An 18,146-nucleotide genomic window follows, 5' to 3' on the forward strand; every position below is an offset into this window, starting at 1 on the left:
GCCAATGAAACGCTCATTAATCGGTGCAATCCTCGCGTTTGTTTCTGCTGCCTCGCTCGCACAGACGACAGTTCCCACACAACTGCTTCGCGCTGGTGGCACGCCGCCCGTTGGCGCGGTAGGTGACGTCGCCTCGACGGCAACGGCCGCAGTACTCTCGGATGGTTCTCCAGCCAACCCGCATACCGCGAACACGCCGTCGTTTTCCATCAATCGCACTGAGGCCCAAAACGCCACCGACCTCACCGGCGCCGCGCCCGCCTTGTGGGTTGAGGTGCTGAGTAACAATACCGGCACTGGTTCGGCAAACGCGAACAGCAACGCGATGGAGGCGATCAGTACGCAGACTGGTAAGGGAGACGCCGTCGGCGTGGTCGGCTGGGGTATCCAGCGGGGCTCGTCGGGCCACTATGCCTATGGCGGCTTCTTCAACGGACAGGCCGACACGGCCGGCAACAACGCGTTCGCGGTCGAAACATACACCGCGAATAACACGGGTTCCGATGCGCCGCTCAACACGGGTGCGGTGCCATCTGCAGTCGGTATCCATGTGACCGCAGGGGGAGCCAAGCTCAATACCTCAGCCTTGTGGGTGAGCAAGGATACCGGCGCTGGCCCGTCGAACTGGGATTCGGGACTCTACTTCAGCTCGAGCAGCGTCAAGACATACTCGTTCATCGATCAGAGCAATTCAACGCATTCCATCTTTATCGGTGGAACCCACCAGTACGGTATCAACCTGGCGAACGGCACATACACCGGAAACGCAATTCAGGGTACGGGTTTCAACGTAAGCAACAGCGGCGCGACCTACGCAAGCTCTTTGTCGCTAGGCAGCGCGCTCCCGGTGGCGAGCGGCGGAACGGGTGCAACGACAGCGGCTGGGGCGCTGACGGCGCTGGGCGCGGCATCGACATCGAGCCCGACCATCACGACGCCAAACCTTGTCGGCGTGACGAACGGCAGCGCGGCGGCAGCCGGCAGCGTAGGCGAAGCGGTATCAGGCAATTCGACCGGCGTGTCGATGACGAGCAACACCGCCACGAACTGTACGAGCAAATCGCTAACGGCCGGCGAATATCTCGTGTGGAGCAACATTGCGTTCACGGCGGCCGGCTCCACGACAGTCAGCGCGATCTATGGTGGCACGAACACTACCTCCGCAACGCTGCCATCGAATGCATCGCTTACCGCCTTGACGGCGTCGTTCGCGACGGGCGCCGCACAGATTGTTCACACCACACCGACTGTTGTGAACGTCTCTACCACAACCACCGTCTATGCTGTCGGCATGGCGACGTTCGGCACCAGCACGATGACATGTAGCGGCTACATCAACGCGCTGCGCGTGCGATGAACGATTAGATTTCTAAGGAAGCAATCTGTCTACCGCTGCCGTTATACTTGTCTGGCGCATGTGAAGTCTTGGTGGGAATCGACGGTTTAGGGCTGCCAATTCGGCAGCCCTTTCTTTTTTCGCACGTCAGAGCACGGACGATCTTTAGCGCACATATGAAAAATAAAGCGCTTGACGCGCGCTGATTGTCCAAACTATCCTTCGCTCACTGCTGAAACAACAGCAGTCAGGTTTGGCGACCTGAACAGTAATAGGCGGACAACCGCCCAGCGCGGTTTTTTTACGTCCGCACGCCGGAGATCTACCCTATGGGTGGGCCTGGTGGGGAGACCTTCGGGTCTGCCGGGTTCCTATTACCTCGGTTCGCCAACCCCACCAGCGCCCGCTCACCTCATTTGGCGATGAGTGGCCGGGCATTAAGCCTAATAGGAGCCACAGCCATGTCAAAAGCCATCACCGCGTCGAAGCCTGTCACCAAGCCGGCCGCATCAGCAAACCTCGATCACGAGCAACTGAACTTCAAAGGCGCGATGATGCGCGATTACATGGTCGCCGACGGAGAAGAAGAACTCATGCATATCGCCTCGGCCGATGTCGCAGAACTTGACCGCGCATCGAATGCCATTCAGACCATCTCACGCCTTGTCCACAACAGCATCTGCGAGCCGCAAATGAGCGGCGCTGAACCGCTGGGCTTTTCAGCTCACGTGGGGCTTCTCAACGCGATGGAAGTCATCGGTGCACATATCGGCCGCTTGGCAGATTCGATGCGCGAAAAGAACCGTGATATCAGTGAGCTCCATCGGATGATGCGCGGTTCTTCGGACGAATGATTGGAGACAGCCATGCGAGCCGACAATGATTTAGTGATCGCGATGCACCCGGAGTTTTGCTGGACTTTGTACATCGGCGCGCGGGAACAGATAGAGGCAGAAGGATTGGCGCCTCCGTCTGGAATATGGCCAGGAGTGAACCAGGTTGTGGAGTGGGAGATGCGCGGATTAATTTGCCGACTACGGCGCGAACGTCCGCGCAGCGCTCCGCATCTGCGTGCTCCTGCTGCGCGGGATACATGGTGCCTGTCGATGACGCGAACCGATTGGACTGGGCGCGACTACAGTATGTGGCGAAGCGAAAGACGGCAGATGCGAGACACCTTTTTGCGATCGGCAGAGGGCCGCAAGGCATGGCGTGAGCAGCACATGCGACACGTCACCGCCCGTAATGACGCCACATTTCAAACAATGCTGCAGAAGATGTTGCCGTCCCATGCGGCCTCGTCGCGCGAGCATCGAACGCTATACCGGGTGGAGCGATGAGCGAAGAAAGGACGGAGTGGCGCGATCTCATTGCACAGTTAGAACGGCCGCGAAAGGGGAGAAAGGGACTGGCTGCGCAGCGTGGCCCTTTCAAGCCGAGTGACTGTTCAGCGTCCAATGCGCCATTCGTGATGCCGCTCCCAATCGACTTTGTAGCGTTGATTGCAGAGATGGGCCTGAGCGATAAAGAGATCGTCCGAGAGGCGCAGGGCTATTTCTCTGAGAGCTCGGTCCGAGCATGGAGAAAAGCGGCCTCTCCCAACCTGCAGCACTTCAACGGTGAGTTGTTGATTCGAATATGGCAGGACGCAACAGGTAAAGGACGCGACCAAGTGCCTAGGCGCGCCTTGGAAGGGTAGCCAGATGGGTAGCTGGCGTTCAAAATTCTGCAGATATGCTACTTTAAGCTCTTGATTTAGATAGATATTTCAAATTAGAGGAGGACAATGTCATACTGCTCCTGACTCAAATTCGACTCCACCTGCAACGAAACCGGCTTGCCGATAAAGTCCATCAACATCGCCAGATGCTGTGACTCTTCTTCCAGAAACAGATCGATCACCTGCTGGGAAGCCACCACGCGAAATTCGCGCGGATTGAACTGCCGCGATTCGCGCATGATCTCGCGCAACACGTCATAACACACGGTTCGCGGCGTCTTCACCTGCCCCTTGCCCTGACAAGTAGGACACGGCTCGCACAACACATGCGCAAGAGATTCCCGCGTGCGCTTGCGCGTCATCTCCACGAGCCCGAGTTGCGAAAAGCCATTGACCGTCACGCGCGTACGATCCCGCGACAGCGCGCGCTTCAATTCGCTCAGGACCTGATCGCGATGCTCGACGTTCTCCATATCGATGAAATCGATGATGATGATTCCGCCCAGGTTCCTCAACCGCAATTGCCGCGCGATGGTGTGCGCCGCTTCGAGGTTCGTCTTGAAGATGGTGTCGTCGAAATTGCGCGCGCCGACATAGCCGCCCGTATTCACGTCGATGGTGGTCATGGCCTCGGTCTGATCGATCATCAGATAACCGCCCGACTTCAAATCGACGCGCCGCGACAGCGCCCGCAAAATTTCCGCCTCGATGTTGTACAGGTCGAAAAGCGGCCGCTCGCCCGTGTAGTGATGCACGCGCGATGCCACCGCCGGCGTGAACTCCGCCGCAAAATCCGCCAGCATCTGATACGTCTCGCGCGAATCCACTTGAATGCGCGTGGTCTCGTCATTCACGAAGTCGCGCAACACGCGCTGCGCCAGATTTAGATCCTGATAGAGCAAAGTGGTCGGCGGTACGCGCTGCCCTTGAGCAACTATCGTCGCCCAGGTCTTGCGCAGATACGAGACATCGGCGGCAAGCTCTTCACTCGATGCATCTTCGGCAATCGTCCGCACGATATAGCCGCCTTTCTCATCGGCGGGCAGCACGGCGGTGAGACGCGCGCGAATAGCTTCGCGCTCCGTCTCGCTCTCAATCTTCTGCGAAATCCCGATATGCGGTTCCTGCGGCAGATAAACCAGCGTGCGCCCCGCAATGCTCACCTGCGTGGAGAGTCGCGCGCCCTTCGTGCCGATAGGGTCCTTCACGACCTGCACCATCAGCGCCTGTCCTTCGAAGACGATCTTCTCGATAGGCACATGCGGCGACGATCCATGCGGCTCGCCCGCCACGCGCGGATGCCATATATCCGCAACATGAAGAAACGCGGCGCGTTCCAGACCAATGTCGATGAACGCCGACTGCATGCCCGGCAACACGCGCACGACCTTGCCAAGATAGACGTTGCCGACGCGGCCGCGCGAGAGCGTGCGTTCGACGTGAAGCTCCTGAACGGCGGCTTGCTGAACCAGTGCGACGCGGGTTTCTTGCGGTGTGACGTTGATCAGGATTTCTTCGTTCATGGCCTGTTTAGAATTCGACGCGTGCCACGCGCAAGAGTGCTGCGGTTTCGAAAAGGGGCAAACCCATGATACCCGAATAGGACCCGTCGATTCGCTCGATAAATGCTGCCGCGCGGCCTTGAATGCCATAGGCGCCAGCCTTGCCCAAAGGCTCGCCCGTCGCGGCGTATCGTTGCAGCGCAGCACGGTCGACCGGCGCGAAACGCACCGTCGAGCGCGAGAGCGCGGCGTGACATGCGCCATCGGCATCGACGATGGTCAGCGCCGTCAGCACTTCATGTTCGCGACCCGCGAGCTTCGTCAGCATCGCGACCGCGTCTTCTTCATGCGTGGGCTTGCCAAGTATTTGTCCGTCGATGGTCACGGTGGTATCCGCGACGAGAATGGGCGCTGTCCCATGATTGCCCGCGACAAGACGTGCGCGCGCCGCATGCGCCTTCAGCATGCAGACACGCTGAACATAGGCATGCGCTGCTTCGCCGGGCAGCTCGGCTTCGAGCGCTTCGGCGTCTTCATCGGGACGAGGCAAGAGGAGTTCGAACCGCACGCCCAGTTGCCGCAGCAACTCCTGGCGGCGCGGGCTTTGAGACGCAAGATAGACGAAGGGATAAGTAGACATTCGATAGCGGGTCTCGACAAGCGCGCCGGCCTTCGACACCACCACGGAATATCAGGGCATCTGCCGTTACGCGCGATGATAAGGATGATTCTGCGTGATGCTCCACGCACGGTAAAGCTGTTCGGCAAGCAGCACGCGCACCATGCCGTGCGGCAGCGTGAGACTCGAGATACGCAGCATGAGTTTGGCGCGCGCCTTCACTTCGGGCGCGAGGCCGTCCGCGCCGCCGATCACGAACGCGACATCGCGGCCGTCCTGTTGCCAGGCGGGCAGGGCGTTCGCGAGTTGCATCGTGGTCCAGTCGCGGCCGCGTTCATCGAGCGCAATCACGCGGGCGTTCTTCGGCAGGGCGGCTTCTATTCGCTGCTTCTCGGCAGCCATCACGCTTTCGGCATTGCGGCCGGACGAGCGCTGCTCGGGCTTGATCTCTTTGAGCTCGATGCGCAATTCGGGCGGCATGCGCTTCGCGTATTCGTCGAAGCCATTCGTGATCCAGTCGGGCATCTTGTGTCCGACTGCGAGAATGACGAGCTTCATCGACGCGCTGCGCTTTAGGCCTGCTTGCGCGCGGTCTTGCGGGCGGGACGCTTGACGGCCGGTGCGGCATCTTCCTCGTCTTCGTCCTCGTCGGCTTCGACGTTCGCGCCGCCGAACATGCTCGGCTTGCTCAATTTCACGCGCACGGGTTTGTCGCCCCAGACTTCTTCGAGGTTGTAGTACTGGCGCAGCGCCGGTTGCAGGATATGGACGACCGCGTCGCCGCAGTCGACCAGCACCCATTCGCCGATCTCTTCGCCTTCCGTGCTGATGATGTCGCCACCGGCTTCCTTCACCCGTTCGCGCACGCTGTTGGCAAGCGCCTTGGTCTGCCGGTTCGACGTGCCGCTCGCCACGACCACGCGGTCGAACAGCGACGTCAGGTGAGTGGTGTTGAACACTTTGATGTCTTGCGCCTTGACGTCTTCGAGACCGTCGATGATCGCGCGTTGAAGCTTTTGAATTTCCATGATTACCGTTGATACAAATGATGTTGAACAATGTAGTCCCATACGGCGGATGGGACCTGCGCGCGGACTTCGTCTTGCGACGCGCCTCGTGCGCCTTCGTGTGATGCGCTCGCTTCCTCGCGGATCGCCGTGGCGGATACGTCGATGAGAAGCGTGGTGTCGATCAGCATGTGACCGTGCGTGCTGGCCTGCAAGACTTCCGGGGATGCCTCGCGTGCTTCGAGTTCGGCGGCGACGGGCGCGGGCAGCGACGCGACATCGAAGCCGGGACGCGTCTCCACGCAGACATGCGCGAATTCGAAGAGCCGTTTCCAGTCGCGCCAGGTATTGAGCTTGACCAGTTGATCCGCGCCGATCAGCAACGCAAGCGATGCCTCGGCGCCTTCCTGCTCGCGCCAGCGGGCAAGCGTCTCCACCGTGTAGGTCGCGCCTTCGCGCTCGACTTCATCGGTGGCGACGGTGATCTTCACGCCCTCGATGTGCAGCGACTGCGCCGCCGCGCGCGTCATCGCCAGCCGGTGATGCGGCGCCGATACGCCTTCCTTCTGCCACGGCTGACCCGCGGGCAACAGCACGAGTTCGGTCAGGCGTAAGAGCGCGGCGAAGCGGCGCGCGAGCGCCAGATGCCCTTCGTGAATCGGATCGAAGGTGCCGCCCAAAATGCCGACGCGCTTTTTGCAAGGTGTGCCCGGCGCGATCACAGCCATTGCCGGCGCACCAGAAAGTCGGAATAGAGTCGCGCTTCCGGCGTGCCGGGCTCGGGCGCCCAGTCGTAGCGCCAGTTCGCGACCGGCGGCATCGACATGAGAATGGATTCGGTGCGCCCGCCGCTTTGCAGACCGAAGTGCGTGCCGCGATCGAACACGAGGTTGAACTCGACGTAACGTCCGCGCCGATACGCCTGAAACGCGCGTTCGTGCTCGCCGTAAGGCGTGTCGCGGCGCTTGTCGATGATTGGCAGATACGCTTCGAGAAACGCATCGCCGACGCGCCGCATCATCGCGAACGAACGCTCGAAGCCGGGCTCGGAGAAATCGTCGAAAAAGATGCCGCCGATACCGCGCTGCTCGTCGCGATGCTTCAGATAAAAGTACTCGTCGCACCACGTCTTGAAGCGCGGATACAACTCCACGCCGAACGGGTCGAGCGCGTCGCGGCAGACGCGGTGGAAATGCCGCGCGTCGTCCTCGTAGCCGTAAATGGGCGTCAAGTCCATGCCGCCGCCGAACCAGAAGATCGGCTCTTCGCCGGGCTTGACCGCCGTGAGCATGCGCACGTTCATGTGCACGGTTGGGCAGTGCGGATTTCTCGGATGCATCACGAGCGACACACCCAGCGCCTCGAAACCGCGCCCGGCGAGTTGCGGACGCGCGGCGCTAGCGGAGGGCGGCAGCGCGTCGCCCGCCACGTCCGAAAAGCCGATGCCGCCGCGCTCGAAAAACTCGCCGCCTTCGAGAATGCGCGTCACGCCCCCGCCACGCAGATGCGCGCCGGGCTCGCGAGTCCAGGCATCGGTCGCGAACGAATTGCCGTCGAACGCGCCGAGGGCATCGGCAATACGCGTCTGCAAGCCCGTCAGGTATTGACGGACGGCGGCGATATCGTGGGCTGCGTCGTGCTGGTTCGTTTCACTCATCGATTGCTGCAATGCGCCATGACAGGCGTTATGTGGATTCTCTAAAAACGCGCTGCCGGACGCGGAGGTCCGGCAGCGCGGGAAAAACGGCTCGATTTCAGGCGAAAAGCCTTATCCGTGCTTGCGGTTCACCGCCCGGTAGCCAATGTCCCGGCGATACTGCATGCCATCGAACGAAATCTGATTCACTGTATCGTAGACCACGGATTGCGCGCCGCGCACGGAATCCGCCAGACCCACGACACACAACACGCGCCCGCCTGAAGTGGTGAGCTTGCCGTCCGCGAGCGTGGTGCCCGCATGGAACGTGACGGCGTTGTCCGTTTCAGGCGGAATGCCGTTGATGCGGTCGCCCTTGCGCGGCGTCTCCGGGTAGTTGTGAGCCACGAGCACGACGCCCAGCGCCGTGCGCCGGTCCCAGTCGAGCTCCACGCTGTCCAGCTTGCCGTCGATGGCCATCTCCACGACCTTCGAGAAATCGCCCTTGAGGCGCGCCATGATCGGCTGCGTTTCGGGGTCGCCCATGCGGCAATTGAATTCGAGCGTCTTGGGCGTGCCGTTGGCGTCGATCATCAAGCCCGCGTACAGAAAGCCGGTGAAGCGGATGCCGTCGTTTTCCATGCCGCGCACGGTCGGCAGGATGATCTCGCGCATCACGCGCGCGTGCAGTTGCGGCGTGACGATCGGCGCGGGCGAATACGCGCCCATGCCGCCGGTGTTCGGGCCCTTGTCGCCGTCGAGCAGACGCTTGTGGTCTTGGCTGGACGCGAGCGGCAGCACGTGCTTGCCGTCCACCATGACAATGAAGCTCGCTTCCTCGCCGGACAGGAACTCTTCGATCACCACGCGCGCGCCTGCGTCGCCGAGCTTGTTGTCGGCGAGCATGGAGTCGATCGCGTCGTGTGCTTCCTCTGCGCTCATCGCGACCACCACGCCCTTGCCGGCAGCAAGGCCATCCGCTTTCACGACGATCGGCGCGCCTTTCGTGTCGATGTAGGCATGCGCGGCGGCGGCGTCGGTGAAGGTTTCGTAGTCCGCCGTCGGAATGTTGTGGCGCTTCATGAACGCCTTCGCGAAGTCCTTCGAGCTTTCGAGTTGCGCGGCTTCCTTTGTCGGCCCGAAAATCTTGAGCCCGCGCGAACGGAACAGATTGACGATGCCCGCGGCGAGCGGCGTTTCCGGTCCGACGACGGTCATCGCGACATGCTCGCGTTCGACGAAATCGGCGAGCGCCGAAGGCTCGGTGATGTCGATATTGCGCAGGAGCTCGTCCTGCGCGGTGCCGCCGTTGCCGGGCGCCACATAGACGATCTGCACGCGCGGCGACTGGGCGAGCTTCCAGGCCAGCGCATGTTCGCGACCGCCGGAACCAACGACGAGTAACTTCATTTGAATCCCCGAAAAGCTTGAGTGAAAGCAGTAGCCGCGCGCTGACGCCGGGCGGACCAGGCCAATGCCGGAGTCCACGCCGTCACCGGCATGACAGGTCGAAGGCGGCTCGCGCGGACTTCAGGCTGCGTCACCTGCCTTCTCATCAAGCGAAAGCCGTTCCAGCATCGCGGCCCGCCGAGCGCGGCGGACGGGCGCAACGGCGGCGCTTATTCGTCGTTGATGGCGGCGTTTGTATAGACTTCCTGCACGTCGTCGAGATTTTCGAGAGCGTCCAGCAGTTTTTGCATTTTCAGGGCGTCGTCGCCGCTGAATTCCACTTCGCTTTGCGGCTTCATGGTTACTTCGGCGAGTTCCGCCTTGAAGCCGGCGGCTTCGAGTGCGTCCTTCACCTTCTGGAAGTCGTTGGCGGGGCTGATCACTTCGATGCTGCCGTCGTCGTTCGTCACCACGTCGTCCGCGCCTGCTTCGAGCGCGGCGTCCATCAGCTTGTCCTCGGGCGTGCCCGGCGCGAACAGGAACTGGCCGACATGGTCGAACATGAACGACACCGAGCCGTCCGTGCCCATGTTGCCGCCGAACTTCGAGAACGCGTGGCGCACTTCCGCGACCGTGCGGGTGCGGTTGTCGGTCATGGTGTCGACGATGATCGCCGCGCCGCCGATGCCGTAGCCTTCGTAGCGGATTTCCTCGTAGCTCGCGCCATCGACGCCGCCGACACCGCGCTGGATCGCGCGGTTGATGTTGTCCTTCGGCATGTTGGCGTCGTAGGCCTTGTCGACCGCGAGCCGCAGCCGCGGGTTCGAGTCGACTTCGCCGCCGCCCATGCGGGCCGCGACCTGGATTTCCTTGATGAGGCGCGTCCAGACCTTGCCGCGCTTTGCATCGGCTGCGGCCTTCTTATGCTTGATGTTGGCCCATTTCGAGTGACCCGCCATTACCTTTCTCCATCGCGCGCGGACGTCGTGCCGCGCCTTGGTTTGCTGTGATGCTGTAGATGTCTGTTCGATGCGCTGCCGCGTCGTTTTAAACGGCAGCCGGGTTCGTGCGTCGGGCGCGGCCCGAAGGCAAGCCAGTCAGGCTCGCGGCAAGATCCGCTTAGGAACAAACCGAAATTTTATCATGCTGGGATGGCTTGGCAGGCGGCTTGCGTCGATTGGGGAAAACGAGCGGGCGAAGGCGGATTCGGGGAAAGTGCGCCGCGCAAAAGCCATCGCACAATAAAAAACCGCCGCGCATGTCGCGCGGCGGTCTCGAGACTTGATTTGCGAAAACGGGTTGCGATCAGTTCTTCGTGCCGAACAGCCGGTCGCCTGCATCGCCGAGACCGGGAACGATATACGCATGATCGTTCAGATGCGAATCCAGCGAGGCGACGTAGAGCTTCACGTCCGGATGCGCGTCCTGGAACACCTTCACGCCTTCGGGCGCCGCCACCAGCGCCACGAACACGATATTCTCGGACAGCACGTTGCGGCGCTTCATCACGTCGACGGCGTGGACGGCCGAGTAGCCGGTCGCGACCATCGGATCGCACAGAATGAAGACGCGCTCTTCCAGGTCGGGCGGCAGGCGCACGAGATACTCGACCGGCCGGTGATCTTCCGCGCGATAGACGCCGATATGACCGACGCGCGCCGAGGGGATCAGGTCGAGCAGCCCGTCCGACATGCCGATGCCCGCGCGCAGCACCGGCACGATGGCGAGCTTTTTGCCCGCGATCACGGGCGCGTCGATCTCGACGAGCGGCGTTTCCACGCGCTTGGTCGTGAGCGGCAGATTGCGGGTGATCTCGTAGCCCATCAGCAAGGTGATTTCCCGCAGCAGTTCGCGAAACGTGCGCGTGGACGTGTCCTTGTCGCGCATGTGGGTGAGCTTGTGCTGGATCAGCGGGTGATCGGTGATGAAGAGATTGGGAAAACGGCTGTCCTGTTTCATGGGTCTCGCGCGTTCGCGCGTCCTGCTGGTGTGCTGCTCGTGTGATGGGGTGCCGTCATGGGCGATGCATGAGCGCCGGCGCTCATGCCGCGCGCCGGGCGGACAGTGGCGACAGTTTACCGAAAACCCCGCCGTTGCCTAAGAACATTTGCCGCATTCACCGGCAAGCCGCATGGCCCGCCCGACGTTGCCGCCCCGATTCTCTTAGAATTGCGCGGAAGGCGTGACGGTCATCTCACGCGCTCCGAACCGAAACAGTCGAGACAACCTTTGGAGGATGGACGATGGACATGGGAATCGCAGGGCGCACCGCGCTCGTCTGCGCGGCAAGCAAGGGACTCGGGCGCGGTTGCGCCGAGGCGCTCGCAGCCGAGGGCGTCAATCTCGTCATCACCGCGCGCACGGCGGAAACGCTCGAAGCGACGGCCGCCGCCATCCGCGCGGCTTATGGCGTGGACGTGAAGACCGTGGCCGGCGACATCGCCACGCCCGAGGGCCAGGCCGCCGCGCTCGCCGCGTGTCCGCAGCCGGACATCCTAGTCAACAACGCGGGCGGGCCGCCGCCGGGCGACTTCCGCAATTTCACGCACGACATGTGGATCAAGGCGCTCGAAGCCAACATGCTCACGCCGATCGAACTCATCAGGCAGACCATCGACGGGATGATCGGGCGCGGTTTCGGACGCATCGTCAATATCACGAGCTCGTCGGTGAAGGCGCCGATCGATGTGCTCGGGCTCTCCAACGGCGCGCGCTCCGGGCTCACGGGCTTCGTCGCGGGTGTGGCGCGCAAGGTGGCGTCCACGGGCGTGACCATCAACAATCTGCTGCCCGGCACCTTCGACACCGACCGCGTCGCCGTGACGTTCGAAGCGCAGGCAAAGGCGCAGAACATCAGCATCGACGAGGCGCGCAAGCGTCGCGCGGACGCGCTGCCCGCTGGACGCTTCGGCGAGCCGGACGAGTTCGGCCGGGCCTGCGCGTTCCTGTGCAGCGCGCATGCGGGCTACATCACCGGGCAGAATCTGCTGATCGATGGCGGCGCTTATCCGGGCACGTACTGAACGCAGCCGCACCGCACGCGCATCAGCGCGAACGGCGCACTTGATTCTCGACACATGGCGAACTGAACCGACGGAGACATTCAAGCGATGACCAAGGCAATCCGATTCGACAAGACAGGCGGCCCCGAAGTCATGAAGTGGGTCGACGTGAACGTGGGCGAGCCGGGCAAGGGTGAAATCCGCGTGAAGCATCACGCGGTCGGGCTCAATTTCATCGATGTGTATTTCCGCACCGGGCTTTATCCGATGCCGCTGCCCAACGGGCTCGGCATGGAAGGCGCGGGCGAAGTCACGGCGGTGGGCGAGGGCATCACGCAATTCAAACCGGGCGATCGCGTGGCGTATGCGTCGCGTCCGCCGGGCGCTTATGCCGAGGAACGCGTGATGGCGGCGGATTTCGTCGTCAAGCTGCCGGATGCGATCAGCTACGAAGATGCCGCGTCGATCATGCTGCAAGGACTGACCACGCAATATCTGCTGCGCCGGACCTATCGCGTGAAGGCGGGCGAAACGGTGTTGATCCACGCGGCGGCGGGCGGCGTCGGCCTGCTCGCGGTGCAGTGGGCGAAGGCGCTCGGCGCGACGGTGATCGGCACGGTCGGTTCGGACGAGAAAGCGGAGATCGCGAAGGCGCATGGCTGCGATCACGCGATCGTCTACACGCGCGACAACTTCACGCAGCGTGTGCGCGAGATCACCAACGGCGCGGGCGTGCCGGTGGTCTACGATTCCATCGGCAAGGACACGTATATCGCGTCGCTCGACAGCCTCTCGCCGCTTGGATACTTCGTGAGCTTCGGCAATTCGTCGGGTCCGGTGCCGCCTATCGATTCATCCGAACTCGCCGGGCGCGGTTCGCTTTACTTCACGCGTCCGACGCTTTTCAGCTATATCGCCAAGCGCGCCGATCTGGATGCCATGGCGGCGGAACTGTTCGAAGTCGTGTCGTCGGGGAAGGTCAGGACGAACGTGCGGCAACGTTATTCGCTGGCCGACGCGCCCCGCGCGCATGAAGACCTCGAAGCGCGCAAGACGACGGGCTCGACCATTCTTTTGCCTTGAGCCTTTCCCGCGTGACGGATTCTCACTGAAACTAAGAAATAGAACAGCATCGATATGAGCGAGCCGTCCGTCACCGTCGTCCTGATCGAGGACGAAAAGCAGATTCGCCGCTTCGTGCGCGTGTCCCTGGAAGCCGAGGGCATGACCGTGCACGAAGCGGAAACCGGCCAGCAAGGTCTGATCGAAGCGGCGACGCGCAAGCCCGATCTCGTGATCGTCGATCTGGGGCTGCCGGATACCGATGGCCTCGACGTCATTCGCGAACTGCGCGGCTGGACCGAATTGCCGGTGATCGTGCTCTCGGCCCGCACGCAGGAAGCGGAAAAGGTCGCCGCGCTCGATGCCGGCGCCGACGACTATCTCACCAAGCCGTTTGGCGTTTCCGAGTTGATGGCGCGTATTCGCGCGCATTTGCGGCGGCGCAATCAGGCGGCGGGCAGCGAGACGCCGGCCGTGCGTTTCGGCGATGTCACCGTCGATCTCGCGTTGCGGCGCGTCACGAAAAACGGCGAGAGCGTGCATCTGACGCCGATCGAATATCGCCTGCTTGCCACGCTCGTGCGGCATGCGGGGCGCGTCTTGACGCATCGGCAATTGCTGAAGGAAGTGTGGGGACCGTCGCATGTGGAGAGTCCGCATTATCTGCGCATCTACATGGCGCATCTGCGGCAGAAGCTCGAGCGCGATACGGCGCAGCCCGAGCATATCGTCACGGAAACGGGCGTGGGATATCGGCTCGTGGGAGTCGTGTGACGTGCGTCGTTCGAATTACGCGGTGACCGCGGCGTAGGTATCGAGCACGGCGTCGAGCGGTTCGTTTCCGCCGACGAAGCCGATGACCCGATCCCGCACGCCAAGCGCCACGCAACGCAGCGCAATGCGCGCGACATCCTCGCGCGACACGTCGGGCATCTCGACCGTGGTCTCGTCCGCGAGCGCAATCGTGCCGCGCGCGGGTTCGTCGGATAGCGGGCCAGGACGCAGGATCGCGTAAGGCACGCCGCGCCGCATGACGTAGGCATCGGCTTCGCGTTTCATGCGCGAGTAATGACGCAGGGAAAGCGGATTGCGCTCCGGATGAAACGCGGTCAGCGCGCTTACGACGACGAGTTGCCGCACGCGCCGGCGCTTTGCGTAATCGGCGGTGCGCATGACGGCGTCGCGATCGATCGCACGTTCCTCGTGCACGCCTTCGCTCTCGGACGATCCCGCCGCGTAGATCACGTGCGTGATGTCGTCGAAGACATGCGAGAAGTCCTGATCGAGATCGCCGAGCACGATTTCGGCGCCCAGCGCCGCGAACTCGCTCTTGTGCGCGGATTTGCGAAGCAGCGCCCGAAAAGGCGCGGCGTGGTCATGAAGACCTTGCGCGATAAGCCGGCCCGTGCGGCCGTGCGCGCCGATCAGCAGAACTTTCATCGTCTTCATTGAGTTCGCTCCCTTGCGGTGGCCGGCTCGACAATCAAAGTAGGCGATTTCGGCGCCTTGTGCTATCCGTGCTTGCGCGGCCTCGCGTCACTCCACCGCGCTTGCCGGCCGCGCATTGCCACGCCGCCGCGCGCGCCGTTCCTCTGCGCGCACACGGAAGCGGTCCATGTACAGATAAACCACCGGCGTCGTATAGAGCGTCAGCATTTGACTCACGATCAGCCCGCCGACGATTGCAATGCCAAGCGGCGCGCGCATCTCCGATCCTTCGCCAGTTCCGAACGCGAGTGGCAGCGCGCCGAGCAGCGCGGCGGCGGTCGTCATCATGATCGGGCGAAAGCGCAAGAGACACGCTTCCTCGATGGCATCGCGCGAAGTCTTGGCGCCGTGCCGCGTGGCCTCGATAGCGAAGTCCACCATCATGATCGCGTTCTTCTTCACGATGCCGATCAGCAAGATGACCGCGATCAACGCGATGATGCTGAATTCCGTCTTGAACAGCAGCAGCGCAAGCAGCGCGCCGACGCCCGCCGACGGCAGTGTGGAGAGAATCGTGATCGGATGGATATAACTTTCATACAGAATGCCGAGCACGATATACACGGCCGCGAGCGCCGCGAGAATCAGGATAGGCTGGTCGTTCATCGACTGCTGGAACGCCTGCGCCGTGCCCTGAAAACTGCCGTGGATGGTCTGCGGCACGCCGATTTCGGCCATCGTTTCGTAGATCGCGGCGGTGGCCTCCGAGAGCGACTTGCCCGGCGGCAGATTGAACGAGATGGTGGAAGCCACGAACTGGCTCTGGTGATTGACGGAAAGCGGCGTATTGCCCGGCCCGAATTTCGCGATGGCCGAAAGCGGCACCATCGTTTCCTGCGATGTGGAAACCGCCGCGCCTGACGACGAACTCGACTTGCCGCTCGCCGCGATGGCGTTGGTCGCCGAATTCTTGACCGAAGCGAGCGCCAGCGCGGCGGCTGTGTCGGAACTGCTGGTGGACGAGCCACCCGCGCCGGTCGAGCCGGTCGCCGAGGTGGACGCCGTCGAGTTGGCGCCGGAAGTGGTGGTCGAATTAGTCGATGACGTGCCGCTCGCCGTGCCGCCCGACGTGCTGATGTAGATCTGCTTGAGCATCTCCGGGTCCTGCCAGTATTTCGGCGCGACTTCCATCACCACGTGGTATTGCGACAGCGGGTTGTAGATGGTCGAGACCTGGCGCTGGCCGAAGGCGTCGTAGAGCGTGTTGTCGATCTGCGCGGGCTTGATGTTCAGACGCGCGGCCGTGGCGCGGTCGAAGGTCACCATCGCTTCGAGACCGCCTTGTTGCTGGTCGGAATTCACGTCGGTGAGTTCGGGGCGCTTGAGCAGCGCCTCGGTGAGCTTGGGCGCCCACGTGTAAAGGTCGCTCGTGGTGTCGGACAGCAACGTGAATTGATACTGCGCATTCGACTGCCGCCCGCCCACGCGAATATCCTGAACGGCTTGCAGGAAGGTGCGCGCGCCCGCGACATCGGCAAGCGGCTTGCGCAGACGGTTGATGACCTGATCCGCCGACACCTTGCGTTCGCTCTTCGGCTTGAGCGAGATGAACATAAAGCCGGAATTGGTCGTGCGCCCGCCCGTGAAACCGGCGACGCTGTCCACGGCCGGGTCCGATTCGACGATTCGCATCATCTCCGAGAACTTGCCTTTCATCGCCTGAAACGAGGTGCTCTGGTCCGCCTGAATGCCGCCGACGATACGCCCCGTGTCCTGCTGCGGGAAAAAGCCCTTCGGCACGATGATGTACAAATAGACGTTCAGCCCGATGGTCGCGAGCAAAATGAGCAGGATGAGCCGCGGGTGCCCGAGCGCCCAGCCAAGCGTGCGCGCATAGCCGCGCTGCATGCGCTCGAATTGGCGTTCGAGCCAGAGCGCGAGCCGGCCTTCTTTCTTCTTCTGATGCGGCTCTTGAAGCAGACGCGAGCACATCATGGGCGTGACGGTGAGCGACACCACGAGCGATACGGCGATCGCCAGCGACAAGGTCAGCGCGAACTCGCGGAACAGGCGCCCGACGATACCGCCCATCAGCAGGATGGGCAGGAACACGGCAACGAGCGAAATGCTGATGGACAGCACCGTGAAGCCGACCTCGCGCGCGCCGAGTATCGCGGCCTGCATGCGCGGCACGCCGTTCTCGACATGCCGCGAGATGTTCTCCAGCACGACGATGGCGTCGTCCACCACGAAGCCCGTCGCGATGGTCAGCGCCATCAGCGAGAGATTGTCGAGCGAGAAGCCGAGCAGATACATCGCCGCGAAGGTGCCGATGATCGATATCGGCACGGCGACGCTTGGAATCAGCGTTGCGCGCCAGTTGCGCAGGAACAGGAACACGACCATCACGACGAGCGCCACCGCGATCACGAGCGTGAGTTCAGTGTCGTGCAGCGAGGCGCGGATGGTGGTCGAGCGGTCCGCTGTCGGGGTGATCAGGACATCGGCGGGAAGGGCGGCTTGCAGTTGCGGCAGCATGCCCTTCACGCGGTCGATCGTCTCGATGATATTCGCGCCCGGCTGACGGTACAGAATGACGAGCACCGCGTGCTTGTTGTTGATGAGGCCGAGATTGCGCAGGTCTTCCACGGAATCGACCACTTCGCCGACGTCCGAAAGATGCACCGCCGAGCCGTTGCGATAGGCGACGACCAGATCCTTGTATTGCGACGCCTTGCTCGCCTGATCATTGGTGTAGAGCTGGACGTGGTTGTCCTTGAATTCGATTGCGCCCTTCGGACTGTTCGCATTCGCCGATGCCAGCGCCGCGCGCACGTCTTCCAGCCCGATGCCGTAGTGAAACAGCGCGCCCGGTTCGAGTTCCACGCGCACGGCCGGGTTTGCCGAGCCGCTCACGTCCACTTCGCCGACGCCCGGCACGGTAGAAAGCGTCTGCTGCAGCACGGTCGCCGCGGAGTCGTAAAGCGCGCCCGCGGTTCGGGTAGGCGAGGAGAGCGCGAGCACCAGAATGGGCGCGTCGGCCGGGTTCACCTTGTGGTACGTCGGGTTGCTGCGCAGCGCGGTTGGCAAGTCGGCGCGCGCGGCGTTGATGGCGGCCTGCACGTCGCGCGCGGCGCCGTCGATGTCGCGGTTCAGGCCGAATTGCAGCGTGATGCGCGTGGTGCCGACCGCGCTTTGCGAAGTCATCTCGCTGACATCGGCGATGGAGCCGAGATGCCGTTCGAGCGGACTCGCCACGCTCGTCGCCACGGTTTCGGGACTTGCGCCCGGCAACTGCGCCTGCACGGAGATGGTCGGAAAATCGACTTGAGGCAGCGGCGCGACCGGCAGCTTCACGAACGCGAACATGCCGGCGAGCGCGATGCCCACCGCGAGCAGCGTCGTCGCAACGGGCCGGTCGATGAAAATGCGCGACATGTTCATG

At 62.6% G+C, this 18,146-nt stretch carries 16 protein-coding genes; 5 read left to right on the top strand and 11 right to left on the bottom strand.

Features of this window, described 5'->3' with window-relative positions:
- Positions 1 to 4 precede the first annotated feature (4 nt).
- Together NCT04_RS05460 and NCT04_RS05465 are read left to right on the top strand one after the other, a co-directional pair.
- A complete protein-coding gene (locus NCT04_RS05460; protein ID WP_250464246.1) occupies positions 5 to 1,357 on the top strand; it encodes a hypothetical protein in 1,353 nt (450 codons plus the stop codon).
- Positions 1,358 to 1,797: 440 nt separating this feature from the next.
- Complete coding sequence (locus NCT04_RS05465; protein WP_250464248.1) at positions 1,798 to 2,190, top strand: hypothetical protein; 393 nt, start codon at positions 1,798 to 1,800, stop codon at positions 2,188 to 2,190.
- 919 nt (positions 2,191 to 3,109) lie between these two features.
- On the opposite strand, the gene rng is transcribed toward NCT04_RS05465, so the two are convergent.
- From rng to upp, 9 genes are all read right to left on the bottom strand, one after another.
- Positions 3,110 to 4,579, bottom strand: coding sequence for a ribonuclease G (rng, locus tag NCT04_RS05470; protein ID WP_250464251.1), 1,470 nt, complete (start codon positions 4,577 to 4,579; stop codon positions 3,110 to 3,112).
- A gap of 7 nt (positions 4,580 to 4,586) precedes the next feature.
- A complete protein-coding gene (locus NCT04_RS05475; RefSeq protein ID WP_250464253.1) occupies positions 4,587 to 5,198 on the bottom strand; it encodes a Maf family protein in 612 nt (203 codons plus the stop codon).
- Positions 5,199 to 5,264: 66 nt separating this feature from the next.
- Entirely contained in the window at positions 5,265 to 5,735 is a 471-nt protein-coding gene (rlmH, locus tag NCT04_RS05480; protein ID WP_250464255.1) for a 23S rRNA (pseudouridine(1915)-N(3))-methyltransferase RlmH, read from the bottom strand.
- A gap of 14 nt (positions 5,736 to 5,749) precedes the next feature.
- Positions 5,750 to 6,205, bottom strand: coding sequence for a ribosome silencing factor (gene rsfS, locus NCT04_RS05485; protein ID WP_244827534.1), 456 nt, complete (start codon positions 6,203 to 6,205; stop codon positions 5,750 to 5,752).
- Between the two features lie 2 nt (positions 6,206 to 6,207).
- Entirely contained in the window at positions 6,208 to 6,912 is a 705-nt protein-coding gene (locus NCT04_RS05490) for a nicotinate-nucleotide adenylyltransferase (RefSeq protein ID WP_250464257.1), read from the bottom strand.
- The gene (hemF, locus tag NCT04_RS05495) at positions 6,903 to 7,841 is read right to left on the bottom strand and encodes an oxygen-dependent coproporphyrinogen oxidase (RefSeq protein WP_250464259.1); all 939 of its coding nucleotides are present in this window, start codon (positions 7,839 to 7,841) and stop codon (positions 6,903 to 6,905) included. Before hemF ends, NCT04_RS05490 begins: the two co-directional genes overlap by 10 nt.
- A 111-nt stretch (positions 7,842 to 7,952) precedes the next feature.
- A complete protein-coding gene (gene purD, locus NCT04_RS05500; RefSeq protein ID WP_250464261.1) occupies positions 7,953 to 9,230 on the bottom strand; it encodes a phosphoribosylamine--glycine ligase in 1,278 nt (425 codons plus the stop codon).
- A gap of 209 nt (positions 9,231 to 9,439) precedes the next feature.
- Positions 9,440 to 10,168, bottom strand: coding sequence for a YebC/PmpR family DNA-binding transcriptional regulator (locus NCT04_RS05505; protein ID WP_244827538.1), 729 nt, complete (start codon positions 10,166 to 10,168; stop codon positions 9,440 to 9,442).
- Between the two features lie 346 nt (positions 10,169 to 10,514).
- On the bottom strand, positions 10,515 to 11,168 hold the full coding sequence (upp, locus tag NCT04_RS05510; protein WP_244827539.1) for a uracil phosphoribosyltransferase: 654 nt from the start codon (positions 11,166 to 11,168) through the stop codon (positions 10,515 to 10,517).
- 284 nt (positions 11,169 to 11,452) lie between these two features.
- Here upp and NCT04_RS05515 point away from each other — a divergent pair, with 284 nt between their 5' ends.
- The 3 genes from NCT04_RS05515 (at position 11,453) to kdpE (ending at position 14,047) form a co-directional block, all read left to right on the top strand.
- Positions 11,453 to 12,232: an SDR family oxidoreductase gene (locus tag NCT04_RS05515; protein WP_244827540.1), complete on the top strand. Its 780-nt coding sequence runs from the start codon at positions 11,453 to 11,455 to the stop codon at positions 12,230 to 12,232.
- A gap of 87 nt (positions 12,233 to 12,319) precedes the next feature.
- The gene (locus tag NCT04_RS05520; RefSeq protein WP_250464263.1) at positions 12,320 to 13,294 is read left to right on the top strand and encodes a quinone oxidoreductase family protein; all 975 of its coding nucleotides are present in this window, start codon (positions 12,320 to 12,322) and stop codon (positions 13,292 to 13,294) included.
- A gap of 54 nt (positions 13,295 to 13,348) precedes the next feature.
- The gene (gene kdpE / locus NCT04_RS05525) at positions 13,349 to 14,047 is read left to right on the top strand and encodes a two-component system response regulator KdpE (protein ID WP_250464265.1); all 699 of its coding nucleotides are present in this window, start codon (positions 13,349 to 13,351) and stop codon (positions 14,045 to 14,047) included.
- A gap of 15 nt (positions 14,048 to 14,062) precedes the next feature.
- Here the strand turns inward: kdpE and NCT04_RS05530 are convergent, their stop codons facing one another.
- Positions 14,063 to 14,722, bottom strand: coding sequence for an NAD(P)H-binding protein (locus NCT04_RS05530; protein WP_244827543.1), 660 nt, complete (start codon positions 14,720 to 14,722; stop codon positions 14,063 to 14,065).
- An 87-nt stretch (positions 14,723 to 14,809) separates the two neighbouring features.
- Complete coding sequence (locus NCT04_RS05535) at positions 14,810 to 18,145, bottom strand: efflux RND transporter permease subunit (RefSeq protein WP_244827544.1); 3,336 nt, start codon at positions 18,143 to 18,145, stop codon at positions 14,810 to 14,812.
- Position 18,146: the final 1 nt, after the last annotated feature.

Source organism: Caballeronia sp. GAFFF2 (genome assembly GCF_023631485.1).
In the GTDB taxonomy this organism is placed as follows: Bacteria; Pseudomonadota; Gammaproteobacteria; order Burkholderiales; family Burkholderiaceae; genus Caballeronia.

Excerpts from the sequence above, each read along its gene's own strand:
- NCT04_RS05530 (WP_244827543.1), bottom strand. The coding sequence starts at position 14,722 with ATGAAGACGATGAAAGTTCTGCTGATCGGCGCGCACGGCCGCACGGGC.
- rng (WP_250464251.1), bottom strand. The coding sequence starts at position 4,579 with ATGAACGAAGAAATCCTGATCAACGTCACACCGCAAGAAACCCGCGTC.
- NCT04_RS05535 (WP_244827544.1), bottom strand. The coding sequence starts at position 18,145 with ATGAACATGTCGCGCATTTTCATCGACCGGCCCGTTGCGACGACGCTG.
- NCT04_RS05490 (WP_250464257.1), bottom strand. The coding sequence starts at position 6,912 with ATGGCTGTGATCGCGCCGGGCACACCTTGCAAAAAGCGCGTCGGCATT.
- NCT04_RS05460 (WP_250464246.1), top strand. The coding sequence starts at position 5 with ATGAAACGCTCATTAATCGGTGCAATCCTCGCGTTTGTTTCTGCTGCC.
- hemF (WP_250464259.1), bottom strand. The coding sequence starts at position 7,841 with ATGAGTGAAACGAACCAGCACGACGCAGCCCACGATATCGCCGCCGTC.
- rsfS (WP_244827534.1), bottom strand. The coding sequence starts at position 6,205 with ATGGAAATTCAAAAGCTTCAACGCGCGATCATCGACGGTCTCGAAGAC.
- rlmH (WP_250464255.1), bottom strand. The coding sequence starts at position 5,735 with ATGAAGCTCGTCATTCTCGCAGTCGGACACAAGATGCCCGACTGGATC.
- NCT04_RS05505 (WP_244827538.1), bottom strand. The coding sequence starts at position 10,168 with ATGGCGGGTCACTCGAAATGGGCCAACATCAAGCATAAGAAGGCCGCA.
- NCT04_RS05515 (WP_244827540.1), top strand. The coding sequence starts at position 11,453 with ATGGACATGGGAATCGCAGGGCGCACCGCGCTCGTCTGCGCGGCAAGC.
- NCT04_RS05520 (WP_250464263.1), top strand. The coding sequence starts at position 12,320 with ATGACCAAGGCAATCCGATTCGACAAGACAGGCGGCCCCGAAGTCATG.
- upp (WP_244827539.1), bottom strand. The coding sequence starts at position 11,168 with ATGAAACAGGACAGCCGTTTTCCCAATCTCTTCATCACCGATCACCCG.
- purD (WP_250464261.1), bottom strand. The coding sequence starts at position 9,230 with ATGAAGTTACTCGTCGTTGGTTCCGGCGGTCGCGAACATGCGCTGGCC.
- kdpE (WP_250464265.1), top strand. The coding sequence starts at position 13,349 with ATGAGCGAGCCGTCCGTCACCGTCGTCCTGATCGAGGACGAAAAGCAG.
- NCT04_RS05465 (WP_250464248.1), top strand. The coding sequence starts at position 1,798 with ATGTCAAAAGCCATCACCGCGTCGAAGCCTGTCACCAAGCCGGCCGCA.
- NCT04_RS05475 (WP_250464253.1), bottom strand. The coding sequence starts at position 5,198 with ATGTCTACTTATCCCTTCGTCTATCTTGCGTCTCAAAGCCCGCGCCGC.